Annotated in this window: 15 protein-coding genes and 1 pseudogene; 4 read left to right on the top strand and 12 right to left on the bottom strand. The window is 58.2% G+C overall.

Going from position 1 to position 19,069, the window contains the following annotated elements; genetic code table 11:
- Positions 1 to 1,217 (bottom strand): type VI secretion system tip protein TssI/VgrG (gene tssI, locus FAZ14_RS19260; protein ID WP_153509031.1); only part of this gene is annotated, 1,217 nt, incomplete at its 3' end.
- 111 nt (positions 1,218 to 1,328) lie between these two features.
- Entirely contained in the window at positions 1,329 to 1,847 is a 519-nt protein-coding gene (locus tag FAZ14_RS19255) for an Hcp family type VI secretion system effector (protein WP_012883992.1), read from the bottom strand.
- A gap of 617 nt (positions 1,848 to 2,464) precedes the next feature.
- Between FAZ14_RS19255 and FAZ14_RS19250 the strand changes: the two genes are divergently transcribed.
- The 3 genes and pseudogenes from FAZ14_RS19250 to FAZ14_RS20505 all read left to right on the top strand — a co-directional run bounded on the left by FAZ14_RS19250 (position 2,465) and on the right by FAZ14_RS20505 (position 4,233).
- Positions 2,465 to 2,713, top strand: a complete 249-nt coding sequence (locus FAZ14_RS19250) for a helix-turn-helix domain-containing protein (protein WP_153509035.1) — start codon at positions 2,465 to 2,467, stop codon at positions 2,711 to 2,713.
- Positions 2,714 to 3,304: 591 nt separating this feature from the next.
- Positions 3,305 to 3,676, top strand: a pseudogene (locus FAZ14_RS19245) (type 2 periplasmic-binding domain-containing protein); the annotation flags it as partial.
- A 275-nt stretch (positions 3,677 to 3,951) separates the two neighbouring features.
- Positions 3,952 to 4,233, top strand: a complete 282-nt coding sequence (locus tag FAZ14_RS20505) for a double zinc ribbon domain-containing protein (protein WP_071526213.1) — start codon at positions 3,952 to 3,954, stop codon at positions 4,231 to 4,233.
- Positions 4,234 to 4,269: 36 nt separating this feature from the next.
- Here FAZ14_RS20505 and FAZ14_RS19235 read toward each other — a convergent pair whose 3' ends face one another.
- Positions 4,270 to 5,202 (bottom strand): nucleoside recognition domain-containing protein, encoded by a 933-nt coding sequence (locus FAZ14_RS19235; protein ID WP_153509030.1) that lies wholly within the window; start codon positions 5,200 to 5,202, stop codon positions 4,270 to 4,272.
- Between the two features lie 277 nt (positions 5,203 to 5,479).
- Between FAZ14_RS19235 and mltB the strand changes: the two genes are divergently transcribed.
- Positions 5,480 to 6,583: a lytic murein transglycosylase B gene (gene mltB, locus FAZ14_RS19230; RefSeq protein ID WP_029456442.1), complete on the top strand. Its 1,104-nt coding sequence runs from the start codon at positions 5,480 to 5,482 to the stop codon at positions 6,581 to 6,583.
- Positions 6,584 to 6,961: 378 nt separating this feature from the next.
- Here the strand turns inward: mltB and iolB are convergent, their stop codons facing one another.
- The 9 genes from iolB to iolD form a co-directional block, all read right to left on the bottom strand.
- On the bottom strand, positions 6,962 to 7,789 hold the full coding sequence (gene iolB, locus FAZ14_RS19225; protein WP_016943662.1) for a 5-deoxy-glucuronate isomerase: 828 nt from the start codon (positions 7,787 to 7,789) through the stop codon (positions 6,962 to 6,964).
- A gap of 23 nt (positions 7,790 to 7,812) precedes the next feature.
- Positions 7,813 to 8,703 (bottom strand): myo-inosose-2 dehydratase, encoded by an 891-nt coding sequence (gene iolE, locus FAZ14_RS19220; RefSeq protein ID WP_153509029.1) that lies wholly within the window; start codon positions 8,701 to 8,703, stop codon positions 7,813 to 7,815.
- Positions 8,704 to 8,733: 30 nt separating this feature from the next.
- Positions 8,734 to 10,677 (bottom strand): bifunctional 5-dehydro-2-deoxygluconokinase/5-dehydro-2-deoxyphosphogluconate aldolase, encoded by a 1,944-nt coding sequence (locus FAZ14_RS19215; protein WP_153509028.1) that lies wholly within the window; start codon positions 10,675 to 10,677, stop codon positions 8,734 to 8,736.
- 81 nt (positions 10,678 to 10,758) lie between these two features.
- On the bottom strand, positions 10,759 to 11,892 hold the full coding sequence (locus FAZ14_RS19210; protein WP_038925594.1) for a Gfo/Idh/MocA family protein: 1,134 nt from the start codon (positions 11,890 to 11,892) through the stop codon (positions 10,759 to 10,761).
- A gap of 17 nt (positions 11,893 to 11,909) precedes the next feature.
- On the bottom strand, positions 11,910 to 12,944 hold the full coding sequence (locus tag FAZ14_RS19205; RefSeq protein WP_153509034.1) for an ABC transporter permease: 1,035 nt from the start codon (positions 12,942 to 12,944) through the stop codon (positions 11,910 to 11,912).
- Between the two features lie 16 nt (positions 12,945 to 12,960).
- Positions 12,961 to 14,508 (bottom strand): sugar ABC transporter ATP-binding protein, encoded by a 1,548-nt coding sequence (locus FAZ14_RS19200; protein WP_016943667.1) that lies wholly within the window; start codon positions 14,506 to 14,508, stop codon positions 12,961 to 12,963.
- Positions 14,509 to 14,564: 56 nt separating this feature from the next.
- Entirely contained in the window at positions 14,565 to 15,503 is a 939-nt protein-coding gene (locus FAZ14_RS19195) for a substrate-binding domain-containing protein (protein ID WP_153509027.1), read from the bottom strand.
- 104 nt (positions 15,504 to 15,607) lie between these two features.
- Positions 15,608 to 16,594 carry an inositol 2-dehydrogenase gene (gene iolG, locus FAZ14_RS19190; RefSeq protein WP_029456631.1) on the bottom strand — a complete coding sequence of 329 codons (987 nt, stop codon included), beginning with the start codon at positions 16,592 to 16,594 and terminating at the stop codon, positions 15,608 to 15,610.
- Between the two features lie 529 nt (positions 16,595 to 17,123).
- Positions 17,124 to 19,055: a 3D-(3,5/4)-trihydroxycyclohexane-1,2-dione acylhydrolase (decyclizing) gene (gene iolD / locus FAZ14_RS19185; RefSeq protein ID WP_153509026.1), complete on the bottom strand. Its 1,932-nt coding sequence runs from the start codon at positions 19,053 to 19,055 to the stop codon at positions 17,124 to 17,126.
- Positions 19,056 to 19,069 lie beyond the last annotated feature (14 nt).

Genomic DNA, 19,069 nt, shown 5'->3' with positions numbered 1-19,069 from the left:
GAGCTCTGGTCGTCGCTGGCACCGTAGCGGTCCCACGGGAACTGCAGCTTCACCCGGCCAAACTCGTCGCAGTAAATTTCTTCGCCCGCCGGGCCGACCACGGTGGCAATCTGCGGGCCGTCCACCATCGGCTTGTACGGCATGGCCGCCCGCCAGGTGGTGGTGGCTTTCACCACCTCGAAACTGTTGCTGATGGTGGTCGGCTCGCCGCCGCTCTCTTCTTCCAGCGCCTGCGGCTGCTGCCCGCTGTGGGTCACCGCCACCACCTGCCAGGCCAGGTTGAATGCCGGGTTCGGGTGCTCGGTGAGGGTAAAGGTGCCACCCGGCATCAGTTCGGCGGCGTTGGATTCGCCCGCCCCGGTCATTGCCCCGGCTCGCAGCGCGTCCAGCCGGTAGCCAGTAAACGCCTTGCCGCTCGGGTCCTGCTTGAAACGGCCGGGATAATCAAAGTGCTGGTAGGACTCGCGCTGATGGTCCAGCTCGCTGCTCATCCTGTTATGCAGCAGCCCGTAGGCTGGGGTCTTGAAGCTGTAGTCCTTCAGCGCCACCTCAGCGGTACTCACCGCCTCGGCATAACGGAAACGGCGCACGTAAGCGCCCTCGCTCAGCCCCTGCGTGGCGAGGTTGAAGAACAGCTCGGGGCCTTTGGTCAGCGCACCGGCGTCATCGGCGAACACCACCCGGTGCTTGCCAGCCTCAAATTCGTGAAAGTAGAACAGCCCTTCTTCTGCCGCCAGCCGGTGGATGAACGCCAGGTCGCTTTCGCGGTACTGCACGCAGTATTCACGCACCGCGTGGTCGTGGCGCAGGGCGAAGGCGTAATCGGTAATTCCGGCTTCTTCCAGCAGGGTACTGATAATCGCGTCCGGCTTCTGGGTCTGGAAGATGCGGGCGTTGGTGCGCAGACCGAGCCGCCACAGTGCCGGACGCACCTCGGCCTGATAACGCGTGCGGCGAAAACCGGTGTCGCCCTGGGCAAAGCGGCTGACGATACCGCTGACCCGGCGTTGCAGTTCGCCTTCGTACCACACCAGCAGCTCGCATGGCTGGTCCAGCACCGCGCCAAAATCGATGCCGGGCTGGCTGCTGGCCAGATTGAGCGACAGCGCAAACGGCTGGTTCAGCGCCTCGCTCAGCTCAAAATCCACCACCGCGAAGGTGGTGTCCGGCAACGCGCCGACCTTCACGGTAAACTGCAATCCGGTACTGTTGGCCACCTGACGTTCTCCTTATTCCCTGTCTGCGTCCGCACTCAGCGATGACCCCTTTCATCGCTCAGGGCAGGCTGAAAACGACAACACCCGGACCGGAGTCCGGGTTGATGGCCATTACGCTTCGATCGGCGCGCGCCAGTCGTCAGAGCCGGAAGTCCCGGCCACGGTGTGTTCCCAGTCGATTTTGCGGTACGCCAGCGACACTTCGATCAGCTGGGTGTAATCCTGCTTGGACGGGTCCTGGCAGTGCGGCATCTGGTTGTTGATGTCGACGATGGTGGCGTCGGTCAGTTTGGTGGTGAAGAAATGCTCCTGCTTGCCTTCGACAGAGGTGCGGTACCATTTCAGGGTCACGGTCGGCAGCATTTCACCGGAGGCCAGCGCGTTATACAGCAGCGGGACGGCCTTGTTCAGCGCGACGGTGAACTTGAACGGCTTGTGTACGCGCTGACCGGCAGGCTGGCCGGACTGCGGGTCGGTCGGGACGGTGACGATGTGTTTGAATTCCTGCACCAGCATCTCGTCTTCGTGACCCTGCACGTAGATGTTGCCGACGGAGTCGGAGGTGAAGGCACCGGCAGTGATGTTGCCCTGCGTTTTACCTTCGATGCTGATATAACATGGGGTTGGCATAGTCTTGCTCCTTGTTGTTGAACGGTTAGTGTGACCTCACCGCTTACGAAGCAATGACCATGCCAATTTTTATTGCATTGTTTTTAAAGGGAAAAATAATATCGCCATTTTCCCTAAGTCAAATTTGAGCAAAAAATTGCTCAGCCCCCCCAAAAACGATGACGATCATTTGCAAAACATGCCTGAACAGTCGGATTGTTCTAAAATCTGAGCAAGAAATTGCCTGCGCTTCGCACTTATTCTGATATTTTTACTTAACACTTGAGATGAAAACGCCCTTGAAAGGTCACAGCGATTAATTCATAAATATAGTTAAAGAAAAACCAATCATTAATCCGGCTAATAATTATAAAAATAACAGAAAGCACTTAAATCTCTTTATTACAGCGCATTTTTCACTTATCTTGCTTAGGCCTTTGGCAAAATCCATTGGCGGGGATTTGCAGCCCCAAACCATGTTTCCCATCAGCGTTCATACGCTGGTGTGCCTGAGTACGTCCGTTATGGCGGTTCAGGCAGGGGAGGATTCGTCCTCGCCGGAACTTGGAAACATGGCCGGTACTGCAAACCCTGTCTGAATCGCCACCAGCATTAGACTCAGGGTTAATCCTATGACGATGAATAAGCAGGACTGGCATAACGCCGATATCATTGCAGGCCTTCGTAAAAAACACACCTCATTGGCTGCGTTGTCCCGACAAGCAGGACTGAGCTCCTCTACTCTCGCTAACGCACTCACGCGCTCTTGGCCGAAAGGCGAAAAACTGATTGCCGATGCACTCGGTGTAGAGCCCGCCGAAATCTGGCCCAGTCGATACTTTGATAACGATGGAAATAAACTGGAAAGGAAAATTAGAAATTGTTGATTCCACACTAGGGAAAAACTGCTTATAGCAATTTAATGGTTATGAAGAACCTATATGAAGTACATGGTAATCCCCACATTTTTATCACCTCTCGGAAGTAGGAACACTATGCGGCTATAGCCAGCTGCTGTGTTAGGGGGATTACCTCTACCTTCACATACTACCTTTGTGGTCACGCCGCCCTCCAATCGCTTAACATTCTCGCGAACAGAATCAGTACAGCCTGGGCATTGGTAAACAAGAAGACAGAGTATAGGGTTCAGTAACAATCTAATTTATAATAAGTCCAACGCACTGATGTACTGACAGGTAGAACTGTCAACCTGGCAAATAGCTCGGTGCCCATATGGTTATAGCGCTTCGTTTTATGGTTCCTTTATTGAACCCTCAACCAGAAAAAATAAAATAAAAATATTTATAATCAATTAAATACATCATGAACTACAGAGACCCCAGCCCACCAAAATTCTCCATCGGTGATTACCAGAGTCATCCGATGAAGTCCTGAAAGCCCGCTAGCGTAAGCTCTGCGGGCTTTTTTGTTCCTTCAATTGTCCGAAACGATCCTGTAAGCACACCCGTTTTAGTTCCAATGTCGCCGTACAGCAAGGCACCATTCAGGAAACCTACGCCAACAAATACTGGTTAACCGCCGGGGTCAGCGTGAAAAGCTATCCTGATCAGGACGCCATCTATGAAGATTTACGCGCCGGAAGGGTTGACGATGCGCTGTGTCCGTCCGTGTCCTTGATCTTCGGTTTTCTAAAGACCCCACAAGGTAAAGATTTTGAATTAAAGGGGCTGGAAATCACGGATGACGGATTATTCAGCATCGGTTCAGCCTACGGCATGCGCAAAGGGGATACGGAAACCCAATAACTTTTTAATCAGGGCCTGCAAAATATCATCAATGACGGTACGTTTTTGCGCATCAAGACGCGGTATTTTGGGGATATGGATTTAAAAAAGAATAATTGGGGGGAATCGGCTATCCCTTCACGTGTTTCTCCTTGCCTCCTTGCACTCAACGTATTACACCCGGCCTGCAACGAGGCCGGGAAAAATAACATGCCGTAGTGCCGACCATCTCTTCTTCATCGCTTCAACCATCACTTGACCCTGTAGTAACTATAGGGTGTTGAATAGATCGCACATCACATGCTGATAGCCACACCACATCAGGGTGAGTAAGTCAGGTCATTCAACAAGCCATTCAAAAGGCGCATACGGAGGTCTTCATGGGTATTTTCGATAAGTTGCTGGGCGGTCATCATGGGCAAAGTCACCACGGGCATCATCACAGCGATCATCACACTGATCATCACCACTCTCAGAACACCAACCCAGCCGGGAACCCAAACGGTATAAGTTGCCCGCAATGCCGTGCACTCAATGTCCCTAACGCGCGATTTTGCCAACAGTGTGGCGTCTCACTGGTACCGGCAGCCTGTCCACAATGCGGCACGTCAGTACAGGCCGGTGCAAAGTTCTGCGCACAGTGCGGGAGCACCCTCAGTTAAATGCCGAGGGTGTCACGCAACAGTACGCGACATCCGCTAAAACACCACCACATGCAGCACTGTTCTGACGGCAATACCGAACAGTGCCCCCAATGCGGCATAACGAAACAGGCGAGTAAAGCGGGAGCCCACACCAAGAAAAATACCGATCCCCGGTAAATCAAAGGTCTGAATCAGTAAACCGGCCGAAGCGTTGATCTGGCTGGCGGTCATCTTGCCTTGCTGCATCAAGTCCGACACCACACCAAAATAAGCGGTACCGCCCGCCAGACATTTCACCAGCGTCGGCAACACGAACACCGGAGAAATATGCGCGGCAGCCAGCAGTGGCGAGAAAAAGTGCTCAAGTGCCGTCACCGCGCCCGCCGCTTCCAGTATGCCAACGATCGTCATGGAGAGGATCAGCATCGGCACCGACCCCAGCGCCAGACGGATGGCATCCGCCCCGGCACTGTTAATAATGCCGATGAGGCCTCGGGCGGTGGGTTCATCCGCCGCCATCTCGCTGGAACGCTGACTCTCTGCGACAGACAATCTGCGCCCCAGCACATGATAGGTCAGCGCAGCGGCAGCCAGTCCACCGACAATCGAGATGACAATCGCCCCCGCCCAGTGCAGACCAAACGGCGTCAGCGGATAAAACACGTTGCCCTGCCCCATCGCAAACACCATCGCCAGCGTCGCCGCCATGTGGCGATCGGAGACGCCACGTTTTTCCATCATCGGCAAGGTGGCGAGCGGCGCGGCGAAACTGACGAAATTGAGCTGTATCAGCGCGAAGGTGCTCATCCCGGTGAGCCCAAACGGCTTGAGAATCGGTGCCATCCAGCGAACCAGCGCATCGACAACACCTTTCACTTCCAGAAAACGCATGATGACCAGCATCACCACCATAATCGGCAACAGTGTATACAGTGCAACGTCAACGGAGGCCTTCCCCGATGACATAATAATTCCAATCACGTTCATGTAATGTCCCTGTGCGGGTGAAACAGTGCCGGTTGCTGTCGCTGGCGACGCCAGCCCGACTTTTCTTACCGGCTATTTTCGTGACAATCATCACAATATTCCACCATGTTTTTATCCCTGTCTCATCCCGGCCTGCGCCATGGTCGTGACTGGCAGCGATGTCCCGACTGACAGATAACCCATTGTGTGCCAGTGCGCCACAATTCGGTTTTTTCCCTCTGGACGTTGCGCTACCATGGCCGCCACGTTGTTTTTGACAGAATTATATGGATATCTGATGCGTCGCCTGGTTGCTGTTCTCCCGCTGTTGTTGGCGCTGTCCGCCTGCAGCAATAAATCCGCTGAGCCCGCTGGGGCTGAAATTATCGGTACTCCCCCTTCCACGGCCCCTTCCGGTGGTTTTCTGTTATCTCCCGGCCATTCTGGTGGCCTGCTGACTAACGGCGATTTTGCCAACAGCCCGGACGTGGACCGCTTCGTAGACAAGATGGTGCGGCAGTATGGCTTCGAGCGCCAGCAGTTGCACGATGTGCTGGCGCAAGCGCAGCGGCTGGACTGGGTGATAAGACTCATGGACAAGCAGGCACCCGCGCCGTCCACCGCCACCCCATCCAACATTCCCAATGGCTCCTGGCTGCGTTACCGCAAGCAGTTCATCACCCCGGATAACGTGCAAAACGGTGTCGCATTCTGGAACCAGTATCAGGATGCACTGGCGCGCGCCCAGCAGGTCTACGGTGTGCCGCCGGAGATCATCGTCGGTATTATCGGGGTAGAAACCCGCTGGGGCCGGGTGATGGGTAAAACCCGCATTCTGGATGCGCTGGCGACATTGTCCTTCGCTTACCCACGCCGTGCGGAGTACTTCCAAAGCGAGCTGGAGTACTTTCTGCTGATGGCGCGGGAAGACGGCTTTGACCCGTTATCGCTGCGTGGTTCGTTTGCCGGTGCGATGGGCTACGGTCAGTTCATGCCATCGGCGTTCAAGAAATACGCGGTGGATTTCAACGGCGACGGCATCGCCAACCTGTGGGACCCGGTGGACGCCATCGGCAGCGTCGCCAACTACTTCAAATCAAACGGCTGGCAACCGAACCAACAGGTCGCCATACCCGCCAGCGGTCAGACTTTCTCGCTGGAAACCGGCTTTAAAACCCGTTATTCCCTGTCAACGCTGGCCGCAGCCGGGCTACGCCCGACCGCATCACTGGGTGGCTATCAGGAAGCCAGTCTGCTGCGCCTCGATATGGGGAGCTACTACCAGTTCTGGTACGGTCTGCCGAACTTCTACGCCATCACCCGTTACAACCACAGCGTGCAATACGCGATGGCGGTATGGCAGCTAGGGGAAGAAGTCAGAAAAGCACGGCAGGGGTATTAAACCTGGACTGGCTGTTGAACAACAGCCGGGTGTTTTATTACTGGCAGATTTATGTCAGGGCAGTGGAAAAGTTTCGTGCGTGATAACGTCCGTTGTCCCTTTGCAACGTCATCGCACGCACGACAAGGAGAGGCTCAAACGCCGCCTCTCCTTGACCACTGGCTAGGGGCTAAACTGTGCCGCTGCGCGGTCCCTTCGGCGTTCGCCTTCGCTGTTCGGACCGCTCGTGACGTGTTCCCAACACGGCACGAGCTTGCGCGGCTTCCCTGCCGCGCATCCGGCGAAGTCGTCCACCTCAGCACAGTTTTTGACGCTGGAAAAACCTCTCACTTTAAACTCAAGATGTTATCTGCACGATAAAAAGCCTCATACATCATCTCACCCGCTGTGTTTTGCGGCATATTCCGCGCTGTTCACCCACTGGTGATCCTGCTCCCAGCTAAAGCGCCACTGGCGCACCGGCCCGGCCATCACGTTGAGATAGTAGCTGTCGTAGCCCGCCAGCGTCGCTACCGGGTGGTAACCACGCGGCACCATCACCACATCCCGGTCGTACACCGCCATGCACTCGTCCAGCGAGCGATCCTCGGTATACACCCGTTGCAGACAGAACCCCTGCGGCGGGTTGAGCCGGTGATAGTACGTCTCTTCCAGATACGTTTCCTGCGGCGGATTATCGACATCATGTTTATGGCTGGGGTAAGAGCTGGTACAGCCTTCGTCGGTGTAAACCTCAACCACCAGCAGACTGTCCGCCGCTTTGTCCTCCGGCAAAATGTTGTGCACGAAGCGGCGGTTGCGCCCGGCACCACGCGCTTCGGCACCGATATCCTGCGGCGCAATCAAGCGGGTAGGATGGTTCCCGGCGCCCGGCGCGGCACAGACCGCCAGTTCCAGCGGAGTGTCGGCTATCACCGTCACCGTTTCCCGCGGCGTGACGTACACCGCCCAGGGTTTCTTGCGCTCGAACGGGTTCATGCGTTCGCCGATATGTTCAAAGCGCGCCTGCGGTGTTATCACCGTCGCCCGGCCGCCAACCAGCACCAGACAACGTTCCTGCGCCACCGCAGGCAGTGACAGCGTTGCTCCAGTCGATAGCTGGTAAACCTCAAATCCGACATGACGCCACCCCGCACGAGCCGGGGTAATCTGTTGGATACACCCTTGCTCATCCGGCGCATGATAACGAGACAGTAATTCAGACATGACCCACCTCCTGGCTGCAACCGTCAGATCAAACCGGCATCGCGGGCGAAGCGCTGCAGGTTATTGAATCCCAACGTCGCGTAAGTCAGCGGATGCGCCACTGCCGGGTCCTGTTCGGCTTCCACCACCAGCCAGCCCTGATAATCCTGCGCTTTTAGCAGTTGGAACAGCGACGGGTAGTCGACACAGCCGTCACCCGGCACGGTGAACACCCCACTCAGCACTGCATCCAGAAAACTGGTTTTGCGGTTTTTCACGTCTTTGAGCACCTCAGGGCGAATATCTTTGCAATGCACGTGGTTGATGCGCGCCGCCCAGCGTTGCGCCACCGCCAGCGGGTCAGCACCGGCAAAGGTGAGATGGCCGGTATCCAGCAGCAACCCGACCTCCGGCCCGGTATGGGTCATCAACTGGTCTACGTCGTCGGCGCTTTCAATCACCGTCCCCATATGGTGGTGATAAGCGATTTGCACCCCCTGCTGCTGGGTATAACGGGCGAATTCGCTGAGCTTCTCACCGTACTCCTGCCAGCGCGCCGCCGGGAAACGCGGACGTAAATGCACCGGTGTGCCTTGCTCGCCGTGAATCGCGCCGGTCACCTCAGCGAACACCAGTACGGTAGCACCTAATTCCCGTAGCAGGTTGAGGTGGTCTTGTACGGCAGCGATTTCCTCTGCTACCGAGCGGGTCAGCAGTTGGCCGGAATACCAGCCAGAGACCAGACGCAGCCCGTGCTGTTGCAGAATCGGCCCCAGCACGCTGGACTGACGCGGAAACTTGTTGCCCAGTTCAAACCCGGCGAAACCGGCCTCACGCCCCTCGCTCAGGCAGGTTTCCAGCGGGGTTTCCGCGCCCAGCGATGGCAGGTCGTCATTGGTCCAGGTCAGCGGATTAATACCCAGTTGAACGCTCATTTCGATTCCCTCTGCTCAGAATTAATGGAGTTAGCCGCGCTGACGCCACAGGGCGATCAGGTGCAAGTAGTTATCTTTGATGTCGGCGATCAACTGCTGATCGTCGATGTCACCACGCAGCCATTGCTGCGCTGGTTGGGCAAACAGTGTTCGTCCCACCGCAAAGCCTTTCACCACCGATTGACCCGCGGCGGCGTTGAACCCCTGACGTAACGTCTCGATCGGCGCATCCAACCCGAGGATCACCACACCACGGCAATAGGGGTCGCGCTCGGCCAGTAACGCTTCCAGCCGTTGCCAGCCGCTGGCCGACAGCGGCGGTAGCTTCCACCAGTCCGGCCTGACGCCAAGGTTGTAAAACCGCTGAATCGCCCGCAGGTACAGGTCATCGCTGCGCGGCATATCGGCAGGGAGGATCACCTCCAGCAACAGTTCATGACCCGACTGGCAACAGGCGCGATAGACCTCACTCACCTGCCGCTCCTGCGCCAGCCGTAACGGGCTGTCGTCTTCCGGGTGGAAGAACACCAGACATTTCACCACCTGCTCCAGCGGCCAGCTCACCAGTTGCGACCCAATGTTGCCGTGCTCCAGCGCCAGTGGGCGTGAACCTGGCAGTTCGATTGGGCGACCGATCCACCAGCCTTGCCCGGTAATGGTATTCAGCGCGTCCTGCCCGAAGGTGCCATCGCACAGTAATCCGGCTTTGCCGGGGGCTAATCCGGCTCTGTCGGGCGACCCGGCGGAGCCCAGCAACCCGGCCTGCTCCGCTGCCTGCTGGCTGGCGTTGAGAATCAACTGTTTGAGCAGCGGGATCCGGCTGCGCTCAGCACCACACGCCAGCGCCATCTCTTCCAGTTGGATACGGTGATCGAAGGCGATCACGCACAGCTCCTCCCAGTGCTGCCGACGGGTGGTGACGCGATGCAGGTGGTTCAGTTCCGGGTCCAGGTCTGGCCTTGGCACCGCATGCGCCCGCGCCAGATAGTTATCCAGTTCGATGCGGCTCGGCATCGCCGGAGCGCAGCCGTGGCGTGATACCACCAGCGCACCACAGGCATTGGCGTAAGCACAGGCTTTTTCCCAGCCTTCGCCGCTGAGATAACCTCGCAACAGACCAGACATGAACGCATCGCCCGCCCCCAGCACATTGAGCACGTCAACGCGCACACCTTGCACGGTAATGCCATCATCCAGCGACGCCGGAATAGCGCCGGTGAATACCGAACAGCCCAGTGGGCCACGCTTACACACCAGTTCCGCGGCGGTATGCGCCCGCACCTGCCGCAACGCCTGCAGGGTATCGGTGCTGCCACCGGCAATATGAAACTCCTCTTCGGTGCCAACAATCAGGTCAAACAGGTTCAGTACCTGTTGCAACTGTGCCGTCACCGCCGCCGATTCAATAAAACGGGTTTCGCCGTCGCCTGGCGAGGTCAACCCCCACAGCACCGGCCGATAATCGATATCCAGCACTGTTTTCACGCCGTGGCGACGGGCGTAATGCAATGCGGTTAATACCGCCTCGCGGGTATTGGGATGCGACAAGTGGGTGCCGGTGATCGCCAGACAACGCGATGAAGCGATGTATTCCTCGCTGACGTCTTCCGGCGTGATGGCCATATCGGCGCAGTTATCACGGTAAAAAATCAGCGGAAAGGTTTCCCGGTCTTTGATACCGAGCAGTACCAGCGCCGTCAGTCGCGTCGGGTCGGTAATCAAATGGCTGGTGTCGCAGCCGACTTGCTGTAATTCTTCGCGCAGAAAGCGCCCCATGTGTTCATCGCCGACCCGCGCCAGCATGGACGAGCGCAGCCCCTGCCGGGCGGTACCGTAGGCGACATTACCGGAAGAGCCGCCCAGATACTTGGCGAAGCTGCCCATGTCTTCGAGACGTGCGCCGATCTGCTGACCGTACAGGTCCACCGCCACCCGCCCCATGCAAATCACATCAAACTGCTTTTGCGTAGTCATTACGTCCATTCCTGTCAGCCAAAAAGGGAAATCGACAACACGTCGGCCCGACGGTTATCCCACTTATTCCACTTATTCCACTTATCCCACCTCATGTACCGCCACCCAGCGCGCAGCCTGATGCGACAACACAATCGCGTCCAACACCCGGGAGACTCGCCAGCCTTCTTCAAAATCGGGCCACAGTGGCTGGTCGGCGGCGATGCCGTCGATAAGATCGCGTACCTCGACGGTTTTCTGATCGTTAAAGCCGATACCATGCCCGGCGCTGGCGCAAAACGCGGCGTATTCCGGGTGCTGCGGCCCAATCAACAAGGTTTGGAACCCCTGCCGGTTTACCGGGTCGTCATGCCGATAGAGCTTCAGTTCCGCCATCCGCTCCTGGGTAAAACTGATGGCACCACGGGTGCCGGTAACGACATAACTCAGCCCCATTTTGCGGCCACAGGCCACCCGCGAGGCTTCGATCACCCCGCGTGCGCCGCTGGCGAAACGCACCATGGCATGAGCCTGATCCTCGTTTTCCACCGTGACCCGATCCGCACTCCCGGCACTCACCGGCCGCTGCGGCACCACCGTGTGCAAATCGCCGCACACCTCGGCGATCTCGCCCACCAGGTAGTGGGCCATATTGACGATGTGCGCGCCCACGTCGCCCAGTGCACCTAACCCGGCGGTGTGCCGGAAGCAGTGCCAGTCCGCCGGTTTGTTCGGGTCGGCCAGATAGTCTTCGTTGTGGGTGCCGTAGAAATGGGTCACCTCGCCGATTTCACCGCGGGCGATAATCTCTTTCGCCAGCTGTGCCGCCGGGTTTTTCATGTAGTTAAACCCGACCAACGTTTTCACCCCCGCCTGACGCGCGGCATCCACCATCTCGCGTGCTTCGGCGGCATTCAGCGCCAGCGGTTTTTCCGAATAGACGTGTTTGCCGTGGCGAATCGCCGCCATCGCCATGGTCTGGTGCAAAAAGTTAGGCGCGCAGATATCCACCACGTCGATGGCCGGGTCAGCCACCAGTTCCTGCCAGTCACCGGTGAAACGGGCAAACCCCATCTCACGCGCGCGTTGCTCTGCCAGCGCTGGCGAGACTTCCGCCAGCATGTCACGCACCAGTTGCCCTTTAAGGGGATACACCACTGGTGCCTGCGCATAAGCGATGGCATGAGCGCGGCCGATGTAACCGGTGCCGATAAGGCCGATTCGAACCTGTTTCATGACTGTCACTCCCACTGTCAGAGTGCGCCGCGTCGGCTTTTGGCGTAGGTATCGAACGCCACTGCCAGCACAATAATCAGCCCGGTGATGATCTGCTGGTAGTAGGCCGAGACATTCATCAGCACCAGCCCGTTAATCAGGATCCCCATAATGACGGAACCGATAATGGTGCCGCTGATACGCCCGTACCCCCCCATCAGCGAGGTGCCGCCAATCACCACCGACGCAATCACCCGCAGTTCGAACGAGATACCGGCCACCGCCTCGGCGCTGCCTAAGCGCGCGCTGAGAATAAAACCGGCCAGCCCCGCCAGCGCGCCGATCACCACGTAAACGCTGACCAGTACCCGCTGCACGTTAACCCCGGCCAGTCGTGCCGCTTCGGTATTACCGCCGATGGCATACACGAAGCGTCCCCAGCGGGTTTTATGCAGCGCCAGCCAGCCTATCAGCGCTACCAACGCGAAGATCCAGATAGGGATGGAGACGCCGAGCAATTCACCACGGCCCCACCAACGGTAGCCAGGATCAAACCCGGCGATAGGCGCGCCGTCGTTGATGACCAGCGTCAGACCACGCCAGATGGTCATGCCGCCCAGCGTGACGATGAACGGTGATAACCGCAGGCGGGTAACACCCAGGCCGTGCAGAAAACCGATGATCGTGCCTATCGCCAGACAGATGCCGATCCCCACCAGCCAGCTCATGCCGCCCCAGGCTTGTGCATCCACCGTGGTGAAGTTATCGCCTTTGATCACATAGGCGGCGGTCATGGCACACACCGCCAGAATCGACCCGACCGACAGATCGATGCCCGCCGTCAGGATCACGAAGGTCATCCCCACCGCCATGATGCCGTAGATAGACACCTCAGTAAGAATGTTGGTGATGTTGCGTTCCGTCAGGAAGTTGCTGTTCTGCGACTGGAAAAAGATCAGCAGCAGGATCATGAAAATCAACACACCGAAACGCTCGAAGAAGGCGATCGGGTCGATACGTCCCCGGCCGTTGGTCGGCGTCGGCAATTTAATACGGGATAAGGGTTGCTGCATGCTCATGGTATCTCCGTTATGCGGCCTGTTGTGCGTCATGGCAGATGGCCATCAGGGTCATCAGCCGCTCTTCCGTAGCGTCATCGCCGTGCAGTTCGCCGGTCATCCGGCCTTCGCTCAACGTGATGATGCGATCGGAAATCGCCATCACCTCTGGCAGGTCGGAAGAAATCACGATCACCGCCACGCCGCGTTTTGCCATATCGAACAGCACCTGATGCACTTCGGACTTGGTGCCGACATCGATGCCGCGCGTCGGCTCATCGACAATCAACACCCGGGGGTTGAGCGCCATACAGCGCGCCAGAATCACTTTCTGCTGGTTGCCGCCAGAGAGCTTGCGCACCTCCTGCTCGCTGTCCACCATCTTGATGCGCAACGCCTGCCGGTAAGATTCAATCAGGTCGTCCTCACGGCGGGTATCGACGAAGTAGCGCCAGCGCAACAGTGACGACAGGCTGGAAAGCGACAGGTTATTGCGGATAGACAGCCCCAGCACGGCACCCTCTTTTTTGCGATCCTCCGGTACCAGCGCGATGCCTTGATCCAGCGCGTGCAGCGGATCGACCGGGTGATAAGGCTGTCCGTCGAGCCAGAACTCGCCGGAGGTAAACGGGTCAGCGCCGAACAGGCAGCGCGCCACCTCGGTACGCCCGGCGCCCACCAGCCCGGCGATCCCCAGGATCTCGCCCTCGTGCACCTGAAAACCGATGCTATCGAGCGCGATACCGTGCGGGTCGAGCGGTGGTTTTTCCCGGCACAGCCCCTTCACGGCCAGCCGCACCGGCTTGTCCTGATGATGGGTTTCTGATGGCGGACGACGGGTAAACACCACATCGCGCCCGACCATCATGCGGATGATGCCCGCCACATCGATGTCGGCCACATTGCCGGAACCGGTGTAACGGCCATCCTGCAAGACGGTAAAGCGGTCGCACAGTTGGAACACCTCATGCAACCGGTGCGTGACATAAATCACGCTGACACCACGCGCTTTGAGTTCACGTACCACCCGGTGCAGGCTCTCGACCTCGCTGTCGCTCAGCGCGGCGGAGGGTTCATCCATCACAATCAGGCGGGCATTCAGCGTCAGTGCACGGGCGATTTCCACCATCTGTTGCTGCGCCACGCTCAGCCGCGCCACTTGCGTGGTCGGCGATATGTTCAATTGCAGGTACTCCAGTACCGTGCGGGCTTCCTGATTGACCGCCTGCGCATCGACAAACAGCCGGTTGCGCTGTAATTCACGGCCGAGAAATAGGTTTTCCGCCACCGTCATGTTGGGCAGCAGGTTGAATTCCTGATAGATGGTGACGATGCCGCGGTTTTGCCGTGCTACCGGCGAATCCTGCGGTGACAGCAGCTCACCGTTGAAGCGGATATCGCCGCTGGTCTGGGGTTGCGCCCCGGCCAGTGCCTTGAGCAGGGTGGATTTTCCCGCGCCGTTCTCACCCAGCAACGCGTGGATTTCCCCCGGTAACACCGTCAGTTGCACTTTGTTCAGCGCCCAGACGCCGGAGAAATTCTTGGCCAGATCGGTAATAGCCAGTAAGGGTTCAGTCATGGGATAGCCCTCCTTCATCACCGGCCTCCCGGCCGGTGAATGAGTGGTGTGTCCGCTTATTTGCCCGCTTCGCCGATACGTTCTGCATCGTTCAGGTTGTCTTTGCTGATCATGGTCGGTGGGTAGTCCGCCCCGGTGATCGCCGACTTGGTGCGAATATTGTTGGTCAACTGCGTCATCGCTTGCGTGACTGCATAGCCGGGGCGCTGATCAGCGGTCACCGCCATCCAGCCATCACGCACGCGCGCCAGCGCTTCCGGTACGGCGTCAAAACCGGTCACCATGACATCACCCGGCTTCAGCCCCTGGCTTTGCAGCGCTTCAATCGCCCCCAGCGCCATATCGTCGTTAGCCGACAAAATCACCTGTGGGCGTTTGGGCAGCGACGGCAGCACGCTTTCCACAATGCGCATCCCTTCAGAACGCATCCAGTTGCCGGTCTGATCCGCCACCAGACGGTACTTACTGCCGCCCGCTTTCAGACTGTCGCGGATACCCTGCGTACGTTCGATGTTCGATGACGACCCCGGCTGACCGGTCAGCAACACGATGTCGGCACCGTTCGGAAAACGCGCTTTGACGAAGTCGGCAATCGCCTGACCACCTTTGTAGTTATTCGCGCCGAAGTGCGGCACTTTCTTGTCGGTCTTCACCGAACGGTCCAGCGTGACTACCGGCAGTTTGGCGTCCTGAATTTCCGTTACCGCACCGGACACCGCGTTGACATCATTCGGTGACACGATAAAACCCTGGGCCCCACGAGTGATGGCGTTTTCCAGATCGGCCACCTGTTTCGGGGAACTGCCCTGGCTATCCAACACCTGCAAGTTCACGCCCAGCTCTTTGGCAGCCTTGACCGCAGTGCGTTGCATGTGGACTTCAAAAGGCATCGCCAGGTTGGGAGTACTGAATACAATCTGTTCGTTCTGTGCCTGCGCCAGACCGGACGACATCGTGAAGGCCATCGCGGCGGCCAGGATGGTTATCTTTTTCATGGTGTTGTCTCTGCATCAGTTAGTTGGGTGTAAAGGTAAGGTCATGTTGTTATTGATGTCGTGATGCCAGGGTCTGATGCCATGCCAGACCCTGTAGTTGTGTGTCAGAGCGAAACCGCACGCCCTGTCGCCAGCGACTCCAGCGCTTTGTCGGCCAGATACAGCGCCCGCTCACCGTCGACGCCGCTGCACTCAGGCCGGGTACGCCCGTGCAACACCTCAACGAAATGACGCCATTCTGCCGCGTAGGCGTCGCGGTAACGTTGCAGGAAAAAGTGTTCCGGTTTGGCGGCAAGGCACCCGGCATCGCCCCAGTGTTCCACCTGGTTTTCGCGGATATTGCCCGCGCTCAACACGCCGAGTTCGCCGTGCAGTTCCAGCCGCTGGTCGTAGCCATAACCGGAACGACGACTGTTGACGATGGTCGCCATCGCACCGGAGGCAAATTTGAACACCACAAACGCGGTATCAATGTCGCCAGCCGCACCGATAGCCGGGTCGACCAGATTGCTGCCTTGTGCAAAGACCGAGACTGGCTCTTCGCCCATGATGAAACGCACCATATCGAAATCGTGGATGGTCATATCGCGGAACATGCCGCCGGACACACGCACATACTCGGCAGGCGGCGGTGAAGGGTCACGGGAGATAATCATCAGTGATTCCGGCTTGCCGATACGCCCTTCACCTGCCAGCGTCTTCACCCGACGAAATTGCGGGTCGTAGCGACGGTTAAACCCGACGAACAATGGCACCTGCTGTTGCTCCACCACATTCAGGCAGTCGCGCACCCGGGCGATATCCAGATGCACCGGTTTTTCACAGAAGATGGCTTTGCCGTGGCGGGCGGCCAGCTCAATCAGATCCGCGTGGGTGTCGGTGGCGGAGGCAATCAGCACCGCGTGTACCGCCGGGTCGGCCATCGCCTCATCGATGGTTTGCAAACGCGCCTGATACTTATCAGACAACGCCTGCGCGTTAGCGGGGTTGGGATCCACCACCGAATAGAGACAGGTTTCCCGATGTTCGGCGATGTTGACGGCGTGAACCTGGCCAATGCGGCCGGCACCCAGTAAAGCGATGTTAAACATGGCTACTCCCTCGATACCCTGGGGTATCACTGGTTGGTTGTAGGGGTCAGGGTCTGTTCTGCTTGTTAGCGTAAAGATAATAAAACGTTTATTTCAATTTCAGTAAAACTGGAAATTATGTTTTTGCGCGCCAGCTAACATTTTGGTGACATATGAGCAAAATAGTGTTAGCAAAATCACGAAACCGCCGTCATGTCATCAGCGTATTGCAGGGCAGGAAAAAACCCAGTAAATGCAGGGGATTAGTGCGTCAGAATAGCCGACTCACTGGCAGTGGAGACCTGCGCGGTGCATGTGGCTCCCTTGCCAACCTCATCGCTACAGGGTTCGGTTTGTCAGACTAAAATGAAATAAATATTTCATGAAAAAGCAGGAAGAGATGACCGGCTTACCCTGCCTCGGTTAACCGGTTAAAACACGACGAATGCGTTATTCGCATGCAGCACAAAAGACCCGATCGTGTGCCAGGCAACACGATCAGGCTCCAGTGGTAAGAAAAATCGCCAAAAACATCAGTGCGCCGTCAGGCTTAATACTGTCTGGCCTTCGAGCGCTGCAACTGCACCTCACGCGCGGCGGCTTCAATCGCCGGGTTGTCCGCGACTTGCGCGGTGCCGGTGTTCCACCAGGCGTCGTAGCCGTGGGTCATGGTTTTCGGCAGCACCTTGATATCCAGCAGACAAGGGCCGGGGTGTGCCTGCGCTTCGCGCACCGCCTGTAACAACGATGCCTCATCACGCACCGTCCACGCCCGACAACCGTAACTCTCGGCGTTGCGGGCGAAGTCTACCGTGACCAACGGGCCAGTCAGCTTGCCGCTGCCCTGATCACGCCGCCGGTTCTCGGTGCAAAAACTGCCCATCCCCTGACTCATTTGCAGGTTGTTGATGCAGCCGAACCCGGCATTGTCGAACAGCAGCACGGTGACCTTGATGCCTTCTTGCACCGCAGTTTGCAGCTCACTGTGCAGCATCAAATACGACCCGTCCCCTACCATGGCGTACACCGGCTGCTGTGGTGCAGCCAACCGCGCCCCCACCGCTGCTGCGATTTCATACCCCATGCAGGAGTAGCCGTACTCCAGGTGATAGCTGTCCGAGGTTTTCACCTGCCATAACCGTTGCAGGTCACCGGGCAGCGACCCAGCCGCGCCCACCACGATAGCGTTATCTTCCAACGCGTCGTTGAGCAACCCCAGCACCCGGGTTTGTGTCAGACGGGTCCCCAGAGTTTCGCGGTACTCCGCCAGTTGTGCCTCCAGATGCCCGGCGATTTCCAACGCCTGCCCGTCGTCATCACGCCTCTCAAACAGCCGCTGGCGCTCTTGTTGCCAGTCGCTGCGTGCCTGCGCTATCTCCTCACCCCAGTCACTGCGATAGCCCTGCGCCGCCAGTGCCTGCGTCAGTTGCGTCAGCCCCTCACGGGCATCAGCCACCAGCGCGGTAGCATCCAGCTTGAACGCGTCGAACTCCGCCACATTGAGCAGCAAAAACTCGACCTCCGGGTGCGTAAACAGCGATTTGGAGGCGGTGGTGAAATCGGTCAGACGGGTGCCGACGCCAATCACCAGATCCGCCTGCGCCGCCAGCCGGTTGGCAGCCTGCCCGCCGGTGACGCCGATGCCGCCCACATTCAGCGGATGCGACGAGACCACCGCCCCCTTGCCCGCCTGGGTTTCACCGAACGGCAGGTTGAAACGTTCCGCAAACTGGCAAAATGCCTCATGCGCACCGGCGTAGCGTACACCGCCGCCGCAGATCAACAGCGGGCGACGTTTACGCGCCAGCAACGCCGCCGCCTGCGCCAGCCGGGTGGTATCTGGCGGGCGGCGCTCCAGATGGTGCACCCGCCGCTGGAAGAACGACCGCGGGTAATCCCAGGCTTCCGCCTGCACATCCTGCGGCAGACACAGCGTTACCGTGCCGGTATCCGCCGGGTCGGTCAGCACCCGCATGGCGTTGACAAGCGCGCTCATCAGTTGCTCCGGGCGGCTGATACGATCCCAGTAGCGCGAAACCGGCCGCAGACAATCATTGGTGCTGATGGTGGCATCGTGATACTGCTCAATTTGCTGCAACACCGGGTCAGGCTGTCGACTGGCGAACAGATCCCCCGGCAGTAGCAATAGCGGAATCCGGTTGGCCGTCGCGGTGGCGGCCGCCGTCACCAGATTCGCCGCCCCCGGCCCCACCGAGGTGGTCACCGCGTACACCCGCCGCCGCCGGTGCTGTTTGGCAAAGCCCGCCGCGATGTGCGCCATACCCTGCTCATTACAGCCCTGATGCACCTGCAGGTGTCCGGCATCCTGCTCCAGCGCCTGCCCGATACCCAGCACGTTGCCGTGCCCAAAAATAGTCATCACCCCGGCAAACAACGGTGTTTCTTCACCGTCAACCTCAAGGTATTGCTGATTGAGAAACCGGACCAGCGCCTGCGCCATGGTCATTTTCAACGTGTCCATCGTTTTGCTCCCGC

The organism is Dickeya oryzae, from assembly GCF_009372235.1.
GTDB classification, from domain to species: Bacteria; Pseudomonadota; Gammaproteobacteria; order Enterobacterales; family Enterobacteriaceae; genus Dickeya; species Dickeya oryzae.
This window is presented reverse-complemented; position numbering and strand designations above follow the sequence as displayed.